This is a genomic window from Fictibacillus nanhaiensis, assembly GCF_023715445.1.
Taxonomy (GTDB): Bacteria; Bacillota; Bacilli; order Bacillales; family Fictibacillaceae; genus Fictibacillus; species Fictibacillus nanhaiensis_D.
This window is the reverse complement of sequence record NZ_JAMBOD010000007.1, coordinates 106,360-127,396: the sequence shown is the minus strand read 5'-3', so window position 1 is coordinate 127,396 and position 21,037 is coordinate 106,360. Positions and strand designations below refer to the sequence as shown.

Annotated in this window: 21 protein-coding genes and 1 pseudogene; all 22 read right to left on the bottom strand. The window is 42.3% G+C overall.

Annotation, left to right across the window (positions count from 1 at the left end; translation table 11 throughout):
• Positions 1–2: 2 nt before the first annotated feature.
• The 22 genes and pseudogenes from M3196_RS17070 to M3196_RS16965 all read right to left on the bottom strand — a co-directional run bounded on the left by M3196_RS17070 (position 3) and on the right by M3196_RS16965 (position 20,821).
• Positions 3–941, bottom strand: coding sequence for a VanW family protein (locus tag M3196_RS17070; RefSeq protein ID WP_251323540.1), 939 nt, complete (start codon positions 939–941; stop codon positions 3–5).
• A gap of 132 nt (positions 942–1,073) precedes the next feature.
• Positions 1,074–2,045: a ring-cleaving dioxygenase gene (locus M3196_RS17065; RefSeq protein WP_251323539.1), complete on the bottom strand. Its 972-nt coding sequence runs from the start codon at positions 2,043–2,045 to the stop codon at positions 1,074–1,076.
• A 360-nt stretch (positions 2,046–2,405) separates the two neighbouring features.
• On the bottom strand, positions 2,406–2,732 hold the full coding sequence (locus tag M3196_RS17060; RefSeq protein ID WP_251323538.1) for a YnfA family protein: 327 nt from the start codon (positions 2,730–2,732) through the stop codon (positions 2,406–2,408).
• An 83-nt stretch (positions 2,733–2,815) separates the two neighbouring features.
• Entirely contained in the window at positions 2,816–3,781 is a 966-nt protein-coding gene (egtD, locus tag M3196_RS17055; protein WP_251323537.1) for an L-histidine N(alpha)-methyltransferase, read from the bottom strand.
• Positions 3,778–5,052, bottom strand: a complete 1,275-nt coding sequence (gene egtB / locus M3196_RS17050; protein ID WP_251323536.1) for an ergothioneine biosynthesis protein EgtB — start codon at positions 5,050–5,052, stop codon at positions 3,778–3,780. Before egtB ends, egtD begins: the two co-directional genes overlap by 4 nt.
• A 16-nt stretch (positions 5,053–5,068) precedes the next feature.
• Positions 5,069–5,701 (bottom strand): flavodoxin family protein, encoded by a 633-nt coding sequence (locus tag M3196_RS17045; RefSeq protein WP_276531420.1) that lies wholly within the window; start codon positions 5,699–5,701, stop codon positions 5,069–5,071.
• A 418-nt stretch (positions 5,702–6,119) separates the two neighbouring features.
• Entirely contained in the window at positions 6,120–6,401 is a 282-nt protein-coding gene (locus M3196_RS17040; protein WP_251323535.1) for a DUF3817 domain-containing protein, read from the bottom strand.
• A gap of 186 nt (positions 6,402–6,587) precedes the next feature.
• Positions 6,588–7,223: an SCO family protein gene (locus tag M3196_RS17035; RefSeq protein WP_251323534.1), complete on the bottom strand. Its 636-nt coding sequence runs from the start codon at positions 7,221–7,223 to the stop codon at positions 6,588–6,590.
• 116 nt (positions 7,224–7,339) lie between these two features.
• Positions 7,340–8,629 carry a PepSY-associated TM helix domain-containing protein gene (locus tag M3196_RS17030; protein WP_251323533.1) on the bottom strand — a complete coding sequence of 430 codons (1,290 nt, stop codon included), beginning with the start codon at positions 8,627–8,629 and terminating at the stop codon, positions 7,340–7,342.
• 121 nt (positions 8,630–8,750) lie between these two features.
• Positions 8,751–9,383, bottom strand: coding sequence for a response regulator (locus tag M3196_RS17025; protein ID WP_251323532.1), 633 nt, complete (start codon positions 9,381–9,383; stop codon positions 8,751–8,753).
• Positions 9,380–10,198 carry a sensor histidine kinase gene (locus tag M3196_RS17020; RefSeq protein ID WP_251323531.1) on the bottom strand — a complete coding sequence of 273 codons (819 nt, stop codon included), beginning with the start codon at positions 10,196–10,198 and terminating at the stop codon, positions 9,380–9,382. The genes M3196_RS17025 and M3196_RS17020 overlap by 4 nt, the downstream gene beginning before the upstream one ends.
• Positions 10,199–10,281: 83 nt before the next feature.
• A pseudogene (locus tag M3196_RS17015) lies at positions 10,282–11,177 on the bottom strand (manganese catalase family protein).
• A gap of 615 nt (positions 11,178–11,792) precedes the next feature.
• Positions 11,793–11,975: a 4-oxalocrotonate tautomerase gene (locus M3196_RS17010; protein WP_251323530.1), complete on the bottom strand. Its 183-nt coding sequence runs from the start codon at positions 11,973–11,975 to the stop codon at positions 11,793–11,795.
• A gap of 11 nt (positions 11,976–11,986) precedes the next feature.
• Positions 11,987–12,787, bottom strand: a complete 801-nt coding sequence (locus M3196_RS17005; protein ID WP_251323529.1) for a 2-keto-4-pentenoate hydratase — start codon at positions 12,785–12,787, stop codon at positions 11,987–11,989.
• Positions 12,788–12,790: 3 nt separating this feature from the next.
• Positions 12,791–13,819, bottom strand: a complete 1,029-nt coding sequence (gene dmpG / locus M3196_RS17000; RefSeq protein WP_251323528.1) for a 4-hydroxy-2-oxovalerate aldolase — start codon at positions 13,817–13,819, stop codon at positions 12,791–12,793.
• Positions 13,806–14,717: an acetaldehyde dehydrogenase (acetylating) gene (locus M3196_RS16995; RefSeq protein ID WP_251323527.1), complete on the bottom strand. Its 912-nt coding sequence runs from the start codon at positions 14,715–14,717 to the stop codon at positions 13,806–13,808. Before M3196_RS16995 ends, dmpG begins: the two co-directional genes overlap by 14 nt.
• A gap of 27 nt (positions 14,718–14,744) precedes the next feature.
• Positions 14,745–15,530, bottom strand: coding sequence for a 2-keto-4-pentenoate hydratase (locus M3196_RS16990; protein WP_251323526.1), 786 nt, complete (start codon positions 15,528–15,530; stop codon positions 14,745–14,747).
• Between the two features lie 296 nt (positions 15,531–15,826).
• On the bottom strand, positions 15,827–17,296 hold the full coding sequence (locus tag M3196_RS16985) for an aldehyde dehydrogenase (RefSeq protein WP_251323525.1): 1,470 nt from the start codon (positions 17,294–17,296) through the stop codon (positions 15,827–15,829).
• Between the two features lie 3 nt (positions 17,297–17,299).
• On the bottom strand, positions 17,300–17,770 hold the full coding sequence (locus M3196_RS16980) for a RidA family protein (RefSeq protein WP_251323524.1): 471 nt from the start codon (positions 17,768–17,770) through the stop codon (positions 17,300–17,302).
• A complete protein-coding gene (locus M3196_RS16975) occupies positions 17,736–18,788 on the bottom strand; it encodes an amidohydrolase family protein (RefSeq protein ID WP_251323523.1) in 1,053 nt (350 codons plus the stop codon). Before M3196_RS16975 ends, M3196_RS16980 begins: the two co-directional genes overlap by 35 nt.
• Positions 18,776–19,318, bottom strand: a complete 543-nt coding sequence (locus tag M3196_RS16970) for a 3-hydroxyanthranilate 3,4-dioxygenase (RefSeq protein WP_251323522.1) — start codon at positions 19,316–19,318, stop codon at positions 18,776–18,778. Before M3196_RS16970 ends, M3196_RS16975 begins: the two co-directional genes overlap by 13 nt.
• Positions 19,319–19,333: 15 nt before the next feature.
• Positions 19,334–20,821: a 4-hydroxyphenylacetate 3-hydroxylase family protein gene (locus M3196_RS16965; protein ID WP_251323521.1), complete on the bottom strand. Its 1,488-nt coding sequence runs from the start codon at positions 20,819–20,821 to the stop codon at positions 19,334–19,336.
• Positions 20,822–21,037 lie beyond the last annotated feature (216 nt).

Below are 21,037 nucleotides of genomic sequence, written 5' to 3'. Positions count from 1 at the left end.
TATTATCTCGAAGGGTTAGAAAGATGCACATTCTGCTCGATATGAATTTCTTCAGGCAAGTTAGTTGGAGCATTTGGAACTTTTTTCGTTTTCATATTGATAACATCAGAGGAATACAGCTTCACCATCATACTTCCTCCATATCGTTTGGCTCGAATTAAAATCGGCTGATTATATTGATTCCTAAATTGAAAGTCTGGACCATACCAGCTTACTGTGGCATCTCTGCCAGAAGGTACGTATGGAACACGCTTACTGTGAGAATAGCGCTGAACGATTTTCAGACCTGCCCTGTCAACAGCGTTAAATAACGTGGAAGACACTTGGCATATCCCTCCGCCAACTCCTTCAGAAAGTTCGCCCCTCACGATAATTGGTGCACGCATATATCCCTTTGCTATTGTTCGAATTCCAACAACCTGATTAAAAGAAAAGGTTTCGCCCGGGAAAACGACATGGCTGTCTAAAGCTTTTGAAGCAAGTTCAATGTTGTTTGATCGGCTCTTGTTGTTCGAATTAAAATAGGTTATGTATTGTCCGATCTGCTGCGTTTTAATATGCGCTAAAAGTTCTGTATCCACTTTTGGATATATATTAACTTCTGGAACATCGATCTTAGAGGATCCCTTTCCAAAAAAATACGTATAAAAGTTTTCTTTAAACAAAGCTTTATTCAATCTGTATCCTACTTCTCCAGGGAGAATTCCCCCATGATCATTAATCTTGGCATTAATGGGTGCTTTATAGGATAGTCTATCCAGCTGTTCGACAAACTGAAGGAATTTTGTATCATCCACTAAAGGAAAACCAGGAACCGGAACTGTAAACTGTAAACGATTCACCTCAGCAATTGTCTTCCCTTGCTGGTTCACTGTTAAGGTGTCAGGCTGATTGACGGGTTGTGCAATTAATAGCAATCCAGTAAACCATTTTAGAAACATTTAAGAAACCTCCATAACATTATCTAAAGTCATACCTAGCGTTTTTTACTTTTTCCCAATTTGTCTTTTTTATTACAAATATCATAATAAAAAAACGCGTGAATCGTTTTGATTCACACGTTTAATTTTTATTTATGCTTTTGTATCAAGCGGTTTCAGCCTTGCTTCGATCTCTTCACGCTGCGGCTCCAGGAATGGCGGCAAAGCAAGTGATTCTCCCAGATGTTCCAATTCTTCGTCTGTATCAAAGCCTGGTCCATCAGTCGCAAGCTCAAAAAGAATCCGATTCGGTTCACGGAAATATAAAGATTTAAAGTAGAAACGATCCACGAAACCAGAGTTGGGAAACCGTGAATTTCTCACTGTTTCTATCCATTCACGAAGTTCTTCTTCATTGTCTACACGAAATGCGACGTGATGCACTCCTCCGCGTCCTAAACGTTCTTGTGGTAAATCCGTTCGTTCTTCAATATGAATTTCTGCACCAGATCCACCCTCGCCTGTTTCCAGCACGATAATATCAGGCTGACCTGAAACTTCTGCTGTATATGTCCCTTTTTGGCGGAACCCTAAAAGCTCAATTAATACCTGAATAGTTGGTTCAGCCGCTGGAACAGTTAATCGTACCGGACCGAGACCTATAATCGCCACATCTTCTGGAGTTGTGCTCTTGATCCAAGGTTTTCCGCCTGCGACACCTTTATTGTTTTCATCAGAAACCAAGATGAGGCGCTGGCCTTCAATATCACGAAAAGCAAGTGTCTTTCTTCCTGCACGGTCTTTGATTTCTTCCGTTTCAAGACTGTGCTCCTTTAAACGTTTCTCCCAATAGCTAAGCGCTGCATCGTTTTTTACACGAAGTGAAATTGCGGAGATAGAGTTGTTGCCGTCATGGTTGCGGCCGGCCATCGGAATCTCAAAAAAGGTGAGCTCCGTTCCCGGATTTCCTTTTTCATCACCATAAAACAGATGATAAACACTCGTATCATCCTGATTTACGGTTTTCTTGATCAGCCTGAGCCCCATCACTTCTGTATAAAACTTAAAATTCTCAGGCGCTTTAGCCGTCAACGCAGAGACGTGGTGAATTCCTTTTAGTTCCATCGACAAAAACCTACTTTCAAACTTTTTCCTATATTATCTACTTTTGTACAGAGAATGCCCAATGAAAAGGATATGTTTTTTCATCTTATGTTATAAAAACCCGTTTTACGGAGCATTTCATCCACTGTTTGGATGAGAGGATCGTCCTCAGTTTCATCACAAGTATTCCCCGAATTGAATACGTGTATTATGCGCAGCAGCAGATCGTGATGCAAACATGTTGCTCGCTTCTTTCAGGCTTTTTGATAACCGAAAACGCGGTCCGGAAGCATTCCTCTAATCATCCTTATATGTTTATGCCCATTCTTCAAATATTTTTTGAATGTATCTTTTGTTCGCAGGATATATCATCCTAAATTTCTAACTTCTTGGTGCCCAGAGCATGACAGATACTCCAATTAGACAAATCCCAGCGCCCAGCCAGTCATATAAGTCTGGTGTCTTCTTATCTACCAGCCATCCCCAAAATACTGCCAGTATGATGAACACCCCGCCATAAGATGCATAGACTCTTCCGAAAGTCGGGAAATTCTGCATTGTCGGTATCACACCATATGCAATTAAAATTAAACTTCCTGCTATTCCATATGTAAACGGTTTGGATTCACGCAGCCAAAGCCATACGAGATATCCGCCGCCAATTTCAGCTAAACCGGCAATCACAAACAAAAAAATGGCACCAAGCATTTAACCAGCACCTCCTTTTTAACCATTCTACAGCATAAAAAAAAACTCCTCTAATAAGGAGTATAAGGAGTTTTTCCCCATTCTTATTCAACCGCCAGATAATGCATGCTAAACCAGTTTCTTTCATCGGACCAGACTTTTTTGGGAGTGAATCCGCAGATGCTCGATATCTTGTGAAACTCTTCAATAGTAAATTTATAAGAGTTTTCTGTGTGGATCGTTTCACCCTCATAAAATTCAATCTCTTCATCACCGATCATAATCACTTGATTCTTTAAACTGACAAGGTGCATTTCAATTCTGCCTTTTTCAGCATGATAAAAAGCATGGTGACTGAAATCTTCCAGTTTAAAGTTTGCCAGCAATTCACGGTTTAAGCGGTTCAGCACGTTCAAATTAAACTTCCTAGTAACTCCCTTTTTATCATTGTAAGCAGCATTTAAGACGGCATGATCTTTCTTCATATCAACACCAATCAGAAGACCTCCGCCAGGTTTTAATAGTGCAGCTGTTTGTTTTAAAAACAGCTCCATATCATGAGGTTCAAAATTTCCGATAGTTGACCCAGGGAAAAATACCACCTTCCGATCTGACTGTAATTGTGGCATTTCGAACTTCAACGTATAATCTGCACATACCGCATGTACACTCAGGTTTGGGTACTCTATTGATAATGCTCTTGCTGATTGGTACAGAAAATCTTTTGAGATATCAATTGGTACATATTCTTTTAAATCTGGCATCGCTTCTAACAGAATCCTCACTTTTTCGCTGCTGCCGCTTCCAAACTCAATAAGAGCACTGTCTTTTCCTGCAGCTTCCGTCATCTCGTTCTTATATTTATTTAAAATAAAAAGCTCTGTGCGAGTCGGGTAATATTCCCGAAGCAGAGTGATAGATTCGAAGAGTTCTGAACCTTTTTTGTCATAAAAATATTTGGGTGAAATCTTTTTTGGTGATACTTTTAAACCGTTCAAAACTTCGGTGTACATATCTGTTTCAATATCATTTCCGACATGATAATGCACGTTCTGTTTAACGGTTTTCATGATTGATCCTCCGCTAGACGCAATCCGCTGAACTGCCATCTTTTATCAGCCTGGAAAAAGTTTCGGTATGTCGCACGCATATGAGACTGTGATGTTGCACAGGAACCTCCCCGTAAAACCATCTGATTGCACATGAACTTCGCATTGTATTCGCCCAGTGCACCCTCCAGCGGTTTGCTCCTCGGATAAGAAGTGTACGGGCTGCTCGTCCATTCCCATACATCCCCATAAGCTTGTTTAAAAGGAGCCAGATTGTCTGATTCATCAATGACTGGATGATAAGCCTCTCTTTCCACAAAATTACCTTCAATCGGGATCGAAGCCATGGCGTGCTCCCATTCTGCTTCAGTCGGCAGCCTTTTTCCATTCCACCTCGCAAATGCATCCGCTTCATAAAAACTGATATGGCAAACAGGTTCATCCAGGTTAAGCTTCTTTTCTCCTGTTAACGTAAATGTGTACCATTCATCCTCTGTTTTTCTCCAATACAACGGATGCTTCCACTTTTCTTTTTTTACCGCTGCCCAGCCGTCAGATAACCAATGTTCAGGCTGCTCATAACCTCCCGCTTCTATAAAAGATATATATTCACCGTTCGTTACAGGATGAGAAGCCAACCGATACGGTTCGAGCCAGACTTTATGCCGCGGCTGTTCATTATCAAACGAAAATCCTACTCCTGTAAATCCGATCTCAACAAGACCGCCTTCAATATTCACGTAGGTTGTTTCTGCTTTTGAGTTTGATAAAGGGGTAAATTTTGAATCTGCATATTGTGGTAATAATGGATTGCAAGAAAAGTTATATTTTACATCTGTTAAAAGAAGTTCCTGATGCTGCTGTTCATGCTGAAGCCCAATCTCGATCAAAGCGTGTATTTTCTCAGGCAATTGACCTTTGTATTGATCTATAAGATTCAGGATTCCTTCATCCACATGTTTACGGTATTCATAAACTTCATCCATTGAAGGCCTTGAGAGCACTCCCCTTGAATGACGGGGATGATACGATCCAATCGTTTCATAGTAGGAGTTAAACAGATAATCAAATTGAGGGTTGAAAGTTACATAAGAAGTATCATGTTCCTTTAGGATAAATCGTTCAAAAAACCATGTGGTATGGGCAAGGTGCCACTTTGGAGGACTGACATCAGGCATAGCCTGAATGATTGTGTCTTCATGTTGAAGCTTTGATGCAAGATTTTCTGTTAAGGTCCTGATTTTTTGAAAGTGTTCGCTTAAACGTTCAACTGCTGCATGCTCAATCGCCATAAATATCCTCCCTTTTTTAGCTGCCGTTTTTCACAACATTGCCTTCCGATGGAATAGGATGTTCTTTTAAGAGATTTGCAAAGTGAATCAGGTTGTACGTCATGATCTGATTGTGCTGCATCGTAAATTCGTTTTGATTTCCCTTAGCTTCGATATAAGATGGACCCGGCCCTGCTTCACCTACCCAATATGTATCCACATTCGGCGGAATCGTGAACCCGATATGCGACAGACCGTACAGGATAGATGCACTTGCATGTTTGGCTCCATCCTCATTACCGGTCACAACGACCCCTGCCACCTTGTTATAGAATATATATTGGCCTTTTTCATTCGTCATGCCACTTGCACCATAAAGCCTCTCGATCGCCTGTGTTGCAAGACTGCTTTTCTCCCCCAGCCAGATCGGAGTTCCGAGGATCAGGATATCAGCTGCTTTCACTTTTTCAAAAATCTCTGGCCATTCATCATCGTTTCCTTCATCCGCTGTTACGCCGTAAGCGATTTGATAATCTGCAAGTCTCACGATCTCTGTTTGTATACCGTTTTTATGAAAAATAGAAACTGCTTCATGCATCAAACTTTCCGTATTGGATACCTCATCACCGCTTTTAAGAGATGCGTTGAGTAAAAGAGCTTTAATAGTCAAAATGGACCTCCTTAATATAGTACATATTAAGATATAAATAACCGGAAATAAGGAAATTAAAACAATCTATAAGATTTCTTAACATTTATGTCTGGGAACATGCTTTGATTAATAAAAGAAGATGGTAACGATCCACCTTCTTCATCATTACGAGACTCTATATAACTTAGAACTGCTCTTTCTCTTTTACCTTTTCTGAGAAAAACACACTTCCGATAAAAAATGGTAATCATCACATAAAAACTTACGATAATCACATAAAAAGTGACCATCATCACATAAAAAATTCGTTTGACCACATAAAAAAAGCCTTCTATCACGTATTTATCCAAATATTGGATTTATATGTCCGTCTGGAATGGGCAATGCATGAAGTATAACGAAAAAAGGATGTCCAAAATTCGGACATCCCTATCTCTTAATCTCTTAAAAACTTGCGGTCAAAAATGAACGGACCGAACGGCAATACTGACGACAGCCCTGCAAGAAACGCCCTCATGAACGGCCACTTCTTAACGTTCCACACATAAAGGATAGCTAAGATATAAAGAACAAACAGCAAACCATGAAGTGCTCCGACAATCGTTACTGCCATCGGCTGATCCATAAAATACTTCAAAGGCATGGCGATAAACAAAAGTATAAGAAAAGACCAGCCTTCGAGGTAGCCAACTGTTTTCAGCATTTTAATTGGGTTCATACATGAAAACCTCCAATGATACAATTCTATCTCTAGTTTTATCACAAATCCAATGGAGATAGACTCTCAATCCTAACTATTGTGTGAACAAATGGGTTCAGTCCCCTTACAATTCATTTCCCGCTTCATTATTCAGAATTTCACCTAGGGGATTTACTCAATTTTCGCGCCTATTTTTAAGAGGTTTTATTTTTCTGTTAGTTTCTTTATATCTTTTATAATTTGTTTGTATGGTGTATTTTCTACTCCATCATATCTGGATACTACTGTTCCATTTTGATCGACTAAGAAGAATGATGTTGCATGTATGAACTGGTCAGATTTAGGGTCAGCTGTAATTGGTGTTTTAAACGATTCCTTTGCTAGCTTCTCGATTTCTTCCTGGCTGTACCCGCCAAGGAAGTGCCATGATGAAAAATCAGCATCATAGTTCTCACCGAATTTCGTTCTAGCTTGTGCATTGTCACGTTTTGGATCGATAGAGAACGAAACAAAATCTACATTTACGTTCTCCTCTTTCGCCATTTGCTGGAGCTTCGCCATATGTGCGGTCATTGGCGGACATACTGTTTCACAATTGGTAAATATAAAATCAGCCATCCACACTTTGCCCTTTATATGTTCACTTCCAAATACCTCATCGTTTTGATCTTTAAAAGAAAAAGACTGAACGTCCCAGTCTAATGACTGAGACGATTCTTCACTCTTATTTTCATGTTGTTTATGATTTTCATGTTCGTCGTGTGATCCACCTGAACCGCCGCATGCTGATAATGCAGCCATCATAAAGACTAAACTTACAATCATCATTATTTTTTTCATTACGTTTCACCTCTAACATTCATTTCTACTTATTCACGATAACCATTCTTGCAGTGGCTTAATCCTTGGAATAACATACCGATCCAATAAAAAGACAAGGATAAAGGAAATCCCAGCTAGTGCATCAACACTCCCGTTATTATCATAACTCCAATCAGCCACGGTTTCAGTTTTTTATCAGATTTTTTTGGTACGCCTAATTTCCCTGCAGGCTTTCTCTTTTTCCACATGACCAATGAAAAGATTACGATCGCAACTAGTCCTAATGCCGCAACTGTACCTAACAGCTGGTTAGCAAGTCCAAAGTAATGTCCTTCATGCAGCGCAATTCCAATGGAAATCGATTTAGCCATCCATCCGTAATCACTGAATCTCACGTCTTCAACGATTTCTCCATTATACTGATTAAAATAAACAGTTGCTTCATTCTCAGGCTTGTCTCTTGAAGACGCTACGGTAAATACACCGTCTTCTCCGACAGGACTCGAAATCGTATACGGCTTTTGGATGTTATTCTCTTGGGCTAAATACACCACCTGATCTAGTGAAAGCTTCCCTTCATCAGCCTCTGAAGTTGGTGCTGGATTATTTTCCGTTGCCCATGGAATATCCTCAGCAATTTCGTCTGTTGTTTTCTCTGCCTTAGGTGCCATAAATGCATAGGTCGGGTACCCTGCATTTGCTGAGGTTGCCAGTTTATTGATTTGTTCTCCCATGACACCTGACCAAGGTAAACCAGTCACGATTAAAATCAAGATCATTAATGATAGCCAAAATGCTGTAACCGCATGCATATCACGCCAAAAAGCACGTCCATTTTTCTTAAATCTCGGAACAATTGTACCCATGAACGACGATTTGTTCCTTGGCCACCATATATACAGCCCTGTTACTAAAATAATTATAGTCCAGCATGCTGCCAGTTCGACTAAACGATTTACAAGCGTCCCTCCGACAATCCATTCGCTATGAAGTTTTGCGACCACATTCTTAAAATGCTTTTCATCCAGTATGGTCCCGGTGATTTTTGCGGTATACGGATTTACATAGACTTGGGTCACTACATCATTCTCATTGATCTTTACTAGTGTCGCACGATCATCTTCCTTCGGCAAACGAACCGATCCGATTTCAGCTTCTGGGTATTCCCTCTTTACCGCTTCAACTTGTTCTGAAAGCGGCAAGGTTTTATTCCCCTGCTGCACAACAAGTTTATCTTTGTAAATCATTGTTTCGATCTCGGCTTGGTATAAATAAAGAGCACCGCTTATGGCTAATAAAATTAAAAATGGTGCAAAAACAATACCGCCATAAAAGTGCCAACGCCAAAATGTCTGATAGAGACTATTCGATTTTTTAGCTGTAACTACATCTTTTTCTGGTAGTTTCTGAGCAGCTGATTGCATGATCATACTCTCCTTATCTGTCACTCAATATGAAAGAGTATAATCGTTGCGTCCAATTTGGTAATCACTCGAATGGGTGATTGCATGAAAAAAAGTGTGTCCAATTCATGACACACTCCTCTCAAACAATCCCGTTATCATAGGCATAACTTGCAAGCTGAACGCGGTTTTCCAGATGAAGTTTGCCGAGAATATTCTTCATATGGGTTTTCACTGTATTCTCTGTAATGCTGAGTTGTTTCGATATCTCTTTGTTTGAAAACCCTTTTGCCACCAATTGTAATACCTCCTGCTCTCTCACAGAAAGTGTTTGCTCAGCTTGTCCGTCTTTTTTAAACTCTTTCCAAATACGGAAAGCCATTTCTTTAGACATCGGAATCTCATCCAAAGAATAAGCTTTCAGTCCATTGAGCATATCTTCCGTGTTCAAATTTTTAATAAGATATCCTTGGGCTCCACGCTTTAATGCTTCAAACCAATCGGTGATATCATACGAAACAGTCATCATCACAATCTTCACGTTGGGGAACTGCCTCTTGATCTCTTTTGTCGCGTCAAAGCCATTCATTTTAGGCATGGAGATATCCATAAGAACAAGGTCTGGCAATAGTTCTTTCGTTTTTCCGATCGCCTGAATACCGTTCGCAGCTTCCCCAACGATCTCAAATTCTTTTTGACCTTCAAGAATTTCTTTAACGCCTTCGCGCGCCAGAAAGTGATCATCTACAATCAATAGCCGGATGGGCTGTGTCATGCCATTACCTCCTTTTCAATCACCATAATCGTCTTTCCGTTTTCACTTTCAATGGTTAGTTTCCAGTCCATGGATTCCGCACGGTCCTTTAAAATCTTCAACCCAAACCCACCTGTTTTTTTACTTTTATCAAAACCCATCCCATTGTCTAACACTTTGCAAACCCAGCCATTAGGCGTAAGCTTAGATTCAACCCATACTTCGTTTGACCCAGCATGTTTAATCACATTAATGATGGCTTCTCTTACACAGGCAAACAGTTCTACCTTATCTTTTGAAGTGAGATCTTTATCCGTCAGCTGCCAATTCCGATGAATCGTTAGATCGTGCTGACTTTCCATTTCATTAAAAAAGACATTTAAGGATTTTGTCCATGTAATATCAGATTCAGCTGGGACATTTCGAAGATTTTGAATCGCACTTCTCGTATCATCATGAATGTGCTGCAGCGTTTTTTTTAATTTGTTATATTGCTCAGTATCCTTCACTTCATTTCCTAGTTTGTTGACTTGAACGGATAGGAAAAAGAGTGACTGTGCGATCCCATCATGCAGTTCTTTAGCGATTTTCTCGCGTTCTTCCAGCACTGCCTTTTCAGCACGTTCTTTTTGCAATTCCTGCTGCATTCGCTCCAAGCGGCCAAACAGGATATTTAAAAAATATAGCGTAACAAGAAATACGATTATGGCAGACAGCCAGTTTCCCGCATTCATAGATATATAAGGCAGCAGCAACGTATGCCGGGCATATTCCCACAACCCGACAGAGATCGTTGGAATCAAAAGAATCAGCCATTTAATTTGTTTATATGTCATAAAGGTAAGTCCCTTCAATTGAGTTCATTCGAAATAAACATTTAAAATATAACATAAAAAAACCGGACGGATATTGCGCCGGTTTAGGTAATTCCAGCATTTTTCTTTAATCTTTCATAAATTTGATAAAAATCTTCCTTAGAGATACCTGGTGCAACTCTTCTGATATTGATCTTAATTCAGGCATAGGAGCACCTTCTGGAGCACCGATTACGGTTTCCAGCTGACCCCCTAGCGGATGCTGTCCTGCCCAAATTAATGCAATATCCCGATAATCCGTATCACTGAACGTATAAAGTTTCCGGTGGACACCTTCCGCCTCAAACTTTCTCGTCGTTTCAAATGCTGCGTTTTCGAGATCTGGAACAGGCAGCATTTTCTTGATATCTACACCTGTTACCATTTCAATCGCTTTTGCATAAGCAAGAACGTGAACGCCGCCCCGAACGAGCAGATAGCCAATCATTTCACGTGCTACTGGATTGCTGGTCATTTCATATACTCTCATTTTGTGAGTCCGCGCCCCGCATTCCAAGAAAAAGTTATGAAGCAGATCCAGCAGTAAGTTGCCGCTGCTGAACACATAATCTCCATTCCATGCTTTCCCCATCGAATCAAACGGAAATGAAGTTTGTGCGGTTGCAATAAAATGCTGCGTGTTTCTTTTGTCAGTAGCTGCCGCCATCGGTGCCGAATTCACATCACCCGGCTGCGTCGTACCGTAAATCATCAGATTAATTGTATGGGAAACAAGTTCAACATGGCCAAATTCTTCTGCAGTAATACTTGAAACGAGATCAAAGAACGGCTTAAGCTTTCCCCTTTTTCTAAAATTAAACGATTGATACATATAGTTATTGAGCGTAGACATCTCTCCGAATCGACCACCTAATAGCTCCTGAACGGCAGCTGCTGCATTCGCATCAGGGTTCGTAGGCGTCGGCAATTCGATGGCCAGTCTATTAAAACGCTTAATCATCAAGTTCCCTCCTCACGATAGCATATCGTTTAAGGGTATGTGATTTGACGATTGTACTATCCCTGTTTTACAAAAGTTATCTTGAGCTATTCATTGTCGGTTGCGCTCGTCAAAGCCTTTTTTCTCAATATAGAATTTGAGGGCTTTTTATATTGTTCTGAAAGGTGTGGACGGGGTATACGAGGGGGCGGAATTTGTCGAGGATTGTAGACTCGTGGATAAACAGCTAAAACTTTTTGATTGAGGGCTAAAACTCGTGGATAAACTGCACGAATTTCTGGATTAAGTCCGCTTTTTTCTGGAATCGGACTCTTGGTGAAGGCTGAATACCCCATTAGGTATTATCCGGAAACAGTTTTGGTACCCGAAACTGCACCTGATTTGAGCGTTTTACGATGGGTTCAACCCTGACTAGCTTAGTTTTTTGTAAGATCACCTCATTTTTCCCCTGAAAATGAAAAATATCCCTACTGAAAATAATCAGAAGGGACATTTTTATTCAATTGAGAGAGGCTGAGCTCTTTTTCTTAGCCAGATATGTTCTCCGTTTTCCTCTACAATCATATCAGCTTCTTCAAACTCAGCTTTTTCAGCAGCTTCTGTCATCAAAGGGGCTCAACTTTGCTTCGGTTTTCCGCCTACTCCCCAGTGTTTGTTCGGAACTTCTTGAATCAGCACGCGGACTTGCTCTTTTTTTACATTTAAACTTTCGGCTGCAGCATCGGTTAAACGTTCCATCAGCCTGTTCAACTGCTCATCCGTTCTGCCTTCAATAACATGTACATAAATGATTGGCATCTAAGCTTCGCCTACTTTACATACCGGGATGAAAGGGTAACAGAACCTAATCCGTCGAATTGAGCAACAATCGTGTCATCCATGTCAAAAGCAATGGCTTCTGATAATGCTCCGCTCAGTACGATATCCCCATTTTTTAATCCTTCGCCACGCTGAGCTAACTTCTGAACAGCCCATGCGACTGCTTCTGCCGGATGTCCAAGAACGGCGGATCCCGCACCTGTCGCGGCCATCTCACCATTTTTGCTCATGACCATTCCAATGTTGGCCAGATCAAGTTCTTCCGGCTTCACCATTTTGCTTCCTAAAATAAGTTTCGCCGATGAGCAGTTATCCGCTACAACGTCTGGTAATGTAAATCGGAAATCTTTATAGCGGCTGTCGATCACTTCGATCGCTGCCACAACATACTTCGCAGCTTTCATCACATCTTCTGCCGTAACCTCTTCCCCCATCAAGTCTTCTCCCATAATAAAAGCAATTTCAGGTTCTGCTTTTGGATGGATCAGCCTGTGCTGCTGAAGCGGTTCCCACTCAAGCGCAAGCATATCACTTAAAAGATAGCCGTATATCGCTTCATGTACACCCATCATTTCCTGTTTTGCTTTGCTCGTTAATCCAAGCTTGATTCCTAATCGCTTCGTTTTCGTTTTATCCATCCGTCTTTCGATCAGCTTTTTTTGCAGATCATATGCTTCATCAATAGACAGATCAGGATATTGATCAGTGATCTTCACTACTTCTTTTACATCACTTTCGGCACGTAAAAGATAATCTACAATTTCCATATCAGACCTTTTCGTTACAGTCATGCTTTACACCTCCAGTTTCGCTTTCTGTGCTAATTCAGCAGCGACCTCAATAATGAGATCTTCCTGTCCGCCTACCGCTTTTCTTTTTCCAAGCTCGATCAAAATATCTCTTGGATCCAGACCAAATCGTTTGCCCGCCCGCTCTGCATGAAGCAGGAAGCTGGAATAAACACCTGTATATCCCATCGCGAGGCTTCCTTTCCGGATTTCCTGAGATCCAGGAAGCATCGGTCCGATTACGTCTTCAGCCAAGTCCATCATTTTATATAGATCGATTCCAGTCTCTATTCCCATTCGATCAAGTACTGCGAGAAGCACTTCTGTTTGTGTATTCCCTGCACCTGCTCCAAGACACCGGACACTTCCGTCCACTCTGGTCGCTCCTTCTTCGATCGCAACTAATGTGTTGGCAACAGCGACAGATAAATTATTATGGGCATGGAATCCAACTTCTATATCAAGGGATTTTCTTAAAGCCGAGATCCGCTCCTTCACCTCATGAGGAAGCAAAGCCCCGGCAGAGTCTGTTACATACACACCTTGTGCTCCGTAAGACTGCATGAGTTTTGCCTGCTCTACTAATTTTTCTACCGGAGCAGAATGAGCCATCATCAAAAAGCCCATTACCTCCATGCCAAGTTCACGTGCCATATGAATATGCTGAGCGGACACATCTGCTTCTGTGACATGTGTTGCCACACGGACTAAACCCGCTCCTAATTCATGTGCCTTCTTCAATTCAGAAACAGTACCAATGCCAGGTAATAAAAGAACAGCGACTTTAGACTGCCTACATGCACCAACTGCCGTTTCAATCAGTTTCATCTCATCTACCAGTGATCTTCCGTATTGAAGGGTCGAACCGCCTAACCCATCACCATGGCTCACCTCTATATAATGCATCCCAGCTTCATCAAGAGCTTTTACTGCATCATACACTTGTTTTTCTGTAAACTGGTGAGCCATCACATGGCTGCCATCGCGAAGACATACTTCAGTAAATTTCAGCGGCAAAGAACTATTTTGTTTCATATGTTGTCACCGCCTTGTTTAAATATTCTTCCTGACCAAGAAGGTGCTTAGCTACCATTTCTCCCGCTTCTTTAGCTGCAGCTGTCATGATATCCAGATTGCCTGCGTATTTCGGAAAGTAATCGCCTGCCCCTTCGACTTCTACAAAAACAGTAACACGGCTGCCGTCAAACAGTGGTTCTTGTTTCAACCGGTAGCCCGGCACATAATTCTTTACCTTTTTCTCCATTTCATATATTGATTTTATGATTTTCGCTTTATCCAAATGCTTCACTTCACAATAGATAGTCGCTCTCATCAGAATAGGAGGATCAGCAGGATTTAAGATAATAATTGCTTTTCCTTTATCAGCTCCCCCTACTTCTTCTATGCCACGCCTTGTGGTAATCGTAAATTCATCAATGTTCGCACGTGTTCCAGGGCCTGCGCTTAAAGAAGATATGGTTGCAACGATTTCGCCATATGTAACATCTGCGTCTTCGTTTATTGCATGCACGACTGGAATCGTAGCCTGACCACCGCATGTGATCATGTTGATATTTAGTGATTCTAAATGCTCGCCTAGATTAACGGGCGGACAGACAAACGGGCCGACTGCAGCCGGCGTAAGATCAATCACCGTTTTTCCCATATCTTTTAAAATCTCAGCATGCCGTAAATGAGCTTTAGCTGATGTCGCATCAAACACGATGTCAGCAAGATCCGGCCTTTCTATAAAATCATCAATACCGTTCGTGAATACTCGATAGCCAGCTGAGTTCGCCCGTCTTAGACCATCAGAATCCGGATCAATCCCAATCATGGCTGTCAGTTCCAGACAATCACTTTTTTGAAGCTTATACATAAGGTCCGTACCAATGTTACCTGACCCGATTATAGCTGCTTTAATCTTTTTCACTTTTTTAAGGTCCTTTCTGCGCAAATTTTAATCACGAAACGAGATGGTTACAGAACCTAGCTTTCCAAAAGCGGCAGTTACTTCATCACCTGAATCTATGTCTATTGCAGCTGACAGTGCACCTGGCAGGATCAGCTCTCCTGCTTTTAAAGAAATATTATAGTCTGCTAGTTTGTTAGCGAGCCAAGCAATAGCATATGCAGGGTGACCAAGAGCTGCAGCTCCGGCTCCAGTTGCTGTCACTTCACCATTTTTGACAAGTGTCATGCTCAATGTACGAAGATCGACTTGATCAATCTCGTAAAAAGGTTCTCCAACAACAGCACGAGCTGATGATCCATTATCAGCTACCGTGTCAACAAGCCTTATCTTCCAATCTTCTATTCTGCTGTCTATGATTTCTAACGTTGGAACTAGGGCTTCTGTAGCCATCAGGACATCTACATACGTAACATTCGGACCGCGCAAATCTTCTTTTAAAATAAACCCGATCTCCGCTTCCACCTTTGGTTTAATAAAATCTTTTCTGGAAAGTACGCTGCCAGTCGCTACCTTCATATGATCGAGAAGATGACCGTAATCCGGTTCATTAACACCAAGCATGTTCTGCATTGCCTTGCTTGTCAGTCCTACCTTTTTGCCAATTACCACTCGTCCTTCTTCCAGCTTCTTCTGGACCCATTCCAGCTGGATGTCATAGGAGTCTTTTACAGACAGTTCAGGATACCGTACGGATAACGGTTCAACAGGGACCAGTTTTTCTTCTGCTTCCATTAGTTCTGCTGTTAACTTTGAAATAATTTGCTGTTGCATCGTTTTAAATCCTCCCTTCTCTCTTCAAAGAGCAAAACGCGACTGGAATCCAATCACGTTTTACTAAAAGGCTGTGTTTTAATAAACTTTGATGCTTTCTAAACCCAAGTGTAAGGGTGTTGATCTCCGCTCCAGGTTGCTCGCTTTCCGCGGGGAGTGCGGTGAGCCTCCCTATCGCTTCGCGCTGACGGGGTCTCACCTGTCCCTCTGATCCCGCAGGAGTCTCGCACCTTACACTCCAATCAACTTTCATCGAAGTTTTTACAAAACTCTTTGAAAGCAACAATCTTACCCCTCTATAATTTCATCGTTATCGTTTTCGCTTCTGAATAAAATTCAAAGCTGTGCCTTCCGCCTTCACGCCCGATTCCGCTCGCTTTTGAACCGCCAAATGGTGTACGAAGGTCACGTATATACCAGCAGTTCACCCAAAGCAAGCCAGAATCTACAGCTGCAGAAACACGCTGTGCTCTGCGGATATCGTTTGTCCAAACAACTCCTGCCAATCCGTACTGTGAATCGTTTGCAATACGAATAGCATCTTCTTCCGTTTTAAATGGAATGACGACAAGTACTGGTCCGAAGATCTCCTCTTGCGCCACACGCCATTTGTTGTTCACATCATAAAGAACAGTAGGTTCATAGAAGTTCCCTGCTTCTAGTCCGTCTGCACGCTTACCGCCGCAAGCTAGTTTTGCTCCTTCTTTTAATCCGATATCCACATACGTTTCTACTGTCTCAAGATGACTCTTAGAGACAAGTGCTCCCATATCGGTCTCTTCCTGAGTTGGGTCGCCAACTTTTATTTTTTTAACGGCCGCAACAAACTTCTCTAAAAACTCATCATAGATACTTTCTTGTAAAAGCAGCCTTGATCCTGCGAGACATATCTCACCTTGATTTCGATAGATGGCATCGATGGATCCCTTAACGGCTTCATCTAGGTCAGCATCTTCAAAAACGATATTTGCAGACTTGCCGCCTAACTCCAGTGACACGGGAATGAGGTTTTCAGCAGCGTTCTTCATGATTGTTTTTCCAGTGTTTGATTCACCTACAAATGAAATGCGGCGGACGTTCGGGTCTGTCGTCATCGCTGCCCCCAACGTGCTTCCCGGTCCTGTAATGATGTTCAACACACCTGGAGGAAGTCCTGCTTCATTTGCAATATCACCAAACCTAACAGCTGAAAGAGGCGTGTATGACGCTGGTTTTACGACGACTGTATTTCCAGCCGCAAGGGCAGCAGATGCCTTCCACGTCATTTGCATGAATGGAAGATTCCAAGGGATAATTAGGCTCGTTACCCCTGCCGGACTATATTTGGCATATGACATGATGTTGTGTTTGTCATAATGCTCGCTTACCATATACTTTGACATCTCGGCAAAAAAACGGAAATTGGATGCAGCTCTTGGGATATCAAATCCTCGGCTCTCTTTAATGGGCTTCCCTACGTCAAGCGTCTCGACCATCGCCAGTTCATCCACATTTTGCATGATAAGATCGGCCATCTTACATAAAATATCTGACCGTTCTTCAACGGGCATCTTGCTCCAGACTCCGCTGTCATAGGCATTTTTTGCAGATTGAATGGCACGTTTTGCATCTTGTTCGCTTCCGTTTGCAACAAGCGCCAGTTTTTTATTTGTTGCAGGATTGATTGATTCAAAAGTTTCACCAGAAAGTGCATCGACGTATTCACCATCGATGAACAGTTTTGCATTTTTAACTTTTACTGTCTGTGCAAGGGTTTCTGACTTCACTTCCTAGTCCCCCTTCTCTTCTTCGATCTCAACAATCATTTCAATCTCTATTGCTGTTCCGCCCGGAAGCTGTGCCATTCCAACTGCAGATCTGGCATGCCTTCCCTTTTCGCCAAAAATAGTAACGAGCAGATCAGACGCACCATTGATCACTTTTGGCTGATCCGTAAAGTCTTCTGTACAGTTAACAAATCCAAGTATTTTAACAATACGCTTCACTTTGTTTAAACTGCCGAGTTCATGCTGAACAACAGCCAGCAGATTCAGCATGGACTGCCTTGAAGCCGCATATCCGTCTTCAAGCGTTAGATTGCCCCCAAGTTTTCCGTGGTATTGATCAACACCCTGTCCAGCTGTGAAAAGAAGATTACCGACTCTTACACAACTGACATAGTTTCCAACAGCAGGGCGTACCTCAGGCAAAACAAGCCCCAGACTCTCAAGCTTGTCCTCCGGTGTTTGAATGACTTGCAACGGCTGCACCCCTCTTTCGTTTTTCCAAATTTAAAAAGGCTGCTGCGTTTCCTCCAAGCATGGCCTTCCGTTGTTCATCTGTCAGTTCCAGCGTTTCATCTAGTACTTTCCCTGGGTTGACTTCACGCAAAAGAAACGGATAATCAGATCCCATAAAAATTTTGTCCGAACCAAAGCGCTCAATCATATAGCGGATATTCATCGGATCGTAATTCAGCGAGTCAAAATAAAACTGCTTTGCATAATGACTTGGCGGGTGTGTAGTCAGACGAAGATGCGGCCACACTTGCCAGCCTTGATCCAGGCGCGGAATCAAGTAAGGGAAGGATCCTCCGCCATGGGCAAAACAGATCTTAAGGTTCGGAAACTTCTCCATCATGCCACTCCAGATCAATGATGCGGCAGCTAATGCTGTTTCACTCGGCATACCGATCGTGTACATAAAATTATGGTTCGGCATGCGGTCTTTACCTAGAGTTTCCCATGGATGGATAAAAAGCGGAACTTCCCATTCCTCAGCTTTTTTAAAGAACTCGATAAATGAAGGGTGATCAAGATTTTGACCGTTCACGTTCGTCCCAATCTCAATACCATGAAGACCGAGTTCATTCATACAGCGGTCCATTTCACGAATCGCCGTTTCAGCATCTTGCATCGGAACCGTTCCAAGTCCAGCGAATCGGTCTGGATATTCATTTACGGTCTCTGCAATAAAATCATTTTGAATTCTTGCCATCGCTTCTGCATGTTCTGGTGGCGCCCAGTACGAGAACGTTACAGGGATCGGGGATAGAACCTGAATGTCTACCCCTTCACGATCCATGTCATCGATCCGCTTTTTCGGATCCCATACCTGATCCGTAACATCTCTAAAGTTTTTGCCCCCGACCATAATAGCTGCACCACATGCACACGTTCTTTTTAGAACCGGCCACCTCTCCCCACCATACTTTTCAGCAAAGTCAGGAAACGACTCTGGAATGATATGTGTGTGAAAATCGATTCTTAGCACTTCCATTCCTCCACGTTCTCTGGCATCTGATAGCCGCAGTCCTTGCACAATCGAACACGCTCGTTTGAGTTGAAGCTGTGAATCGCTTCTTTTACTTGCTTTTCAATATCACTTAACTGAACCGTCACACGGTGCATCTCAGAATCACAGCGGTCACAGAACCAGACAAAGTCTTCTAGCTCACCTTCAGCACGTTTTCTCTCAATAACCAATCCATAAGAATCTGCAACTCGATGCGGGGAATGTGGAACCATTGCAGGAAGCATGAAAACGTCGCCTTCTTTTACTTCCACTACTTCACGCTTTCCTTGTTTGTTGATGATTTCTACATAGCAGCTGCCTTTAATTTGATAGAAGAACTCATCTGAAGGATCAACATGGAAATCGCGTCTTTTATTCGGTCCGCCTAAGATCATTGCGATGAATTCCGAGTCCTGCCAAATCACCTTGTTGTTAACCGGCGGCTTAAGAAGATCCTTGTTTTCTTCGATCCATTTTAATAGGTTAAAAGATTTTAAAGTTGTGGTTGTAGTCATTCTTATTACCTCCTTTTATTTAGCCAGCTTAGGCTGGTCAGCTACAAGATCATGTGTTACAGACAGGGCTTCTTCAACCATTTGGAATTTAGCTTTTCTTTTATAGCTGTTATAGAAGATCGCTCTTTTTCGGATTGGATCACCCGTGTAATAGCGCTCGTATTGAACAAGACGCTGCCCGAATGCCTCTCCGCAAAGATCCCATGCAAGCTTAAACAGCTTCACACGTTCAAGTGAATCCACGCCTTCACGGCCAAGATAGTATTTATCAATCTCACTTCGGATTTCAGGCGCGTTAAAATCACTTCCGGTAGGTGACATGAGTAATCCGCCCGCACCGATGATCTGGATCACTTCAATCGCTCTTGGATACATTTTAGGAAGCATACCTCTTATCGTTTCAAGTGCAGCGGCGTTCGGCATCACTTCACCAGAAGCAGTCGTTTCATACTCATACTCTGCTACTCTCAATAATGAGCGGATTACTTCGACGTTCTGCACGAGTTCACCCAAGTCATTTTGCACGTTAAGATATACATCAACACCGATGGAGTCTGCTAGTTTACAAGCAACTTCTGTGGCAAACGCCAGCTTCACATAGCCTCTTACACCAGACTGGTGAGCAGGCTGCTGAGCAATTCCCGTTTTTGGATATAAAAGATTAGCAGCCTCAACATTGTTATAAAGGAATACACGATCCCAAGGAATCAGTACGTCATTAAATACTAGAAGTGCGTCCATCTCTTCAAAGCGTGATGCCAATGGATGGTCAAACTGAGAACGCTTCCCGTCCTGCATCGGTTCGCGGCAAATAAGTTTAAGTCCCGGTGTGTCCACCGGCACCGCAAATGCAAGGGCATAACGCTCGTCTCCAGGTGCGAAACCTGGGAACGAATAGATGATTACTTCGTCCGTGATCGGAGCGAGTGTTGCCAGCATTTTTGCTCCGCGAACGACCAGCCCATCCGGAGTTTCCTCTACAGCTCCAAGATGGGTGAACATATCTTTTTGCCCATGGGAGTTCTTGCTTCGGTCATTTTGCGGATTGATGATCGCATGTGTCAGAAACAGATCGTTATCTCTTATGTAGTTATAATAGTTTTTGATATTTACTGACCATTCAGGATTATATTGATCTAAGAACCATCCATTGTGTGCCATACCTGTTACAACAACGTTTAAGAAGTCAGGCGTACGGCCCATGAGTCCAAATGTAGATTTTGCATAAATTTCAAACAGCTGGCTTCTTGCCATCATTTCTTCATAGCTCGTCGGGTGGAGGAACGCGTTGTTTACTCTCTCACCCGTCTCTTTACAAATATGTGTAATGGAATCCTGATATTGCGGATCGTGCTGCATATCGTACAGTTTAGCAATCTCTTGAATCGGCTGTTTAAAAACAGGTTCGTTCACAACATCTGTAACTCTCCTGCCCTCTAACCAAATTTCTGGCGAACGCGACCTCAGCCCTTCGATATATTGTGCACCAGTTCTTATTCCCATACCATCTGCCTCCTCTATGAATAGATGTTTGAATTTGTAATCACTATATAAGAAAGCGCTTTCATCCCACAATGGCGAAATTTCACATTATGAAATTATCAGAAAATTAATATATTTTTAGATATTTCATGAAAGTTTTTGGAAGTAGTTGATTTCCGTTCCAGGATGCTCGCTTTCCGGGGGGCGTGCGGTGAGCCTCCTCTGCGCTTTGCGCCC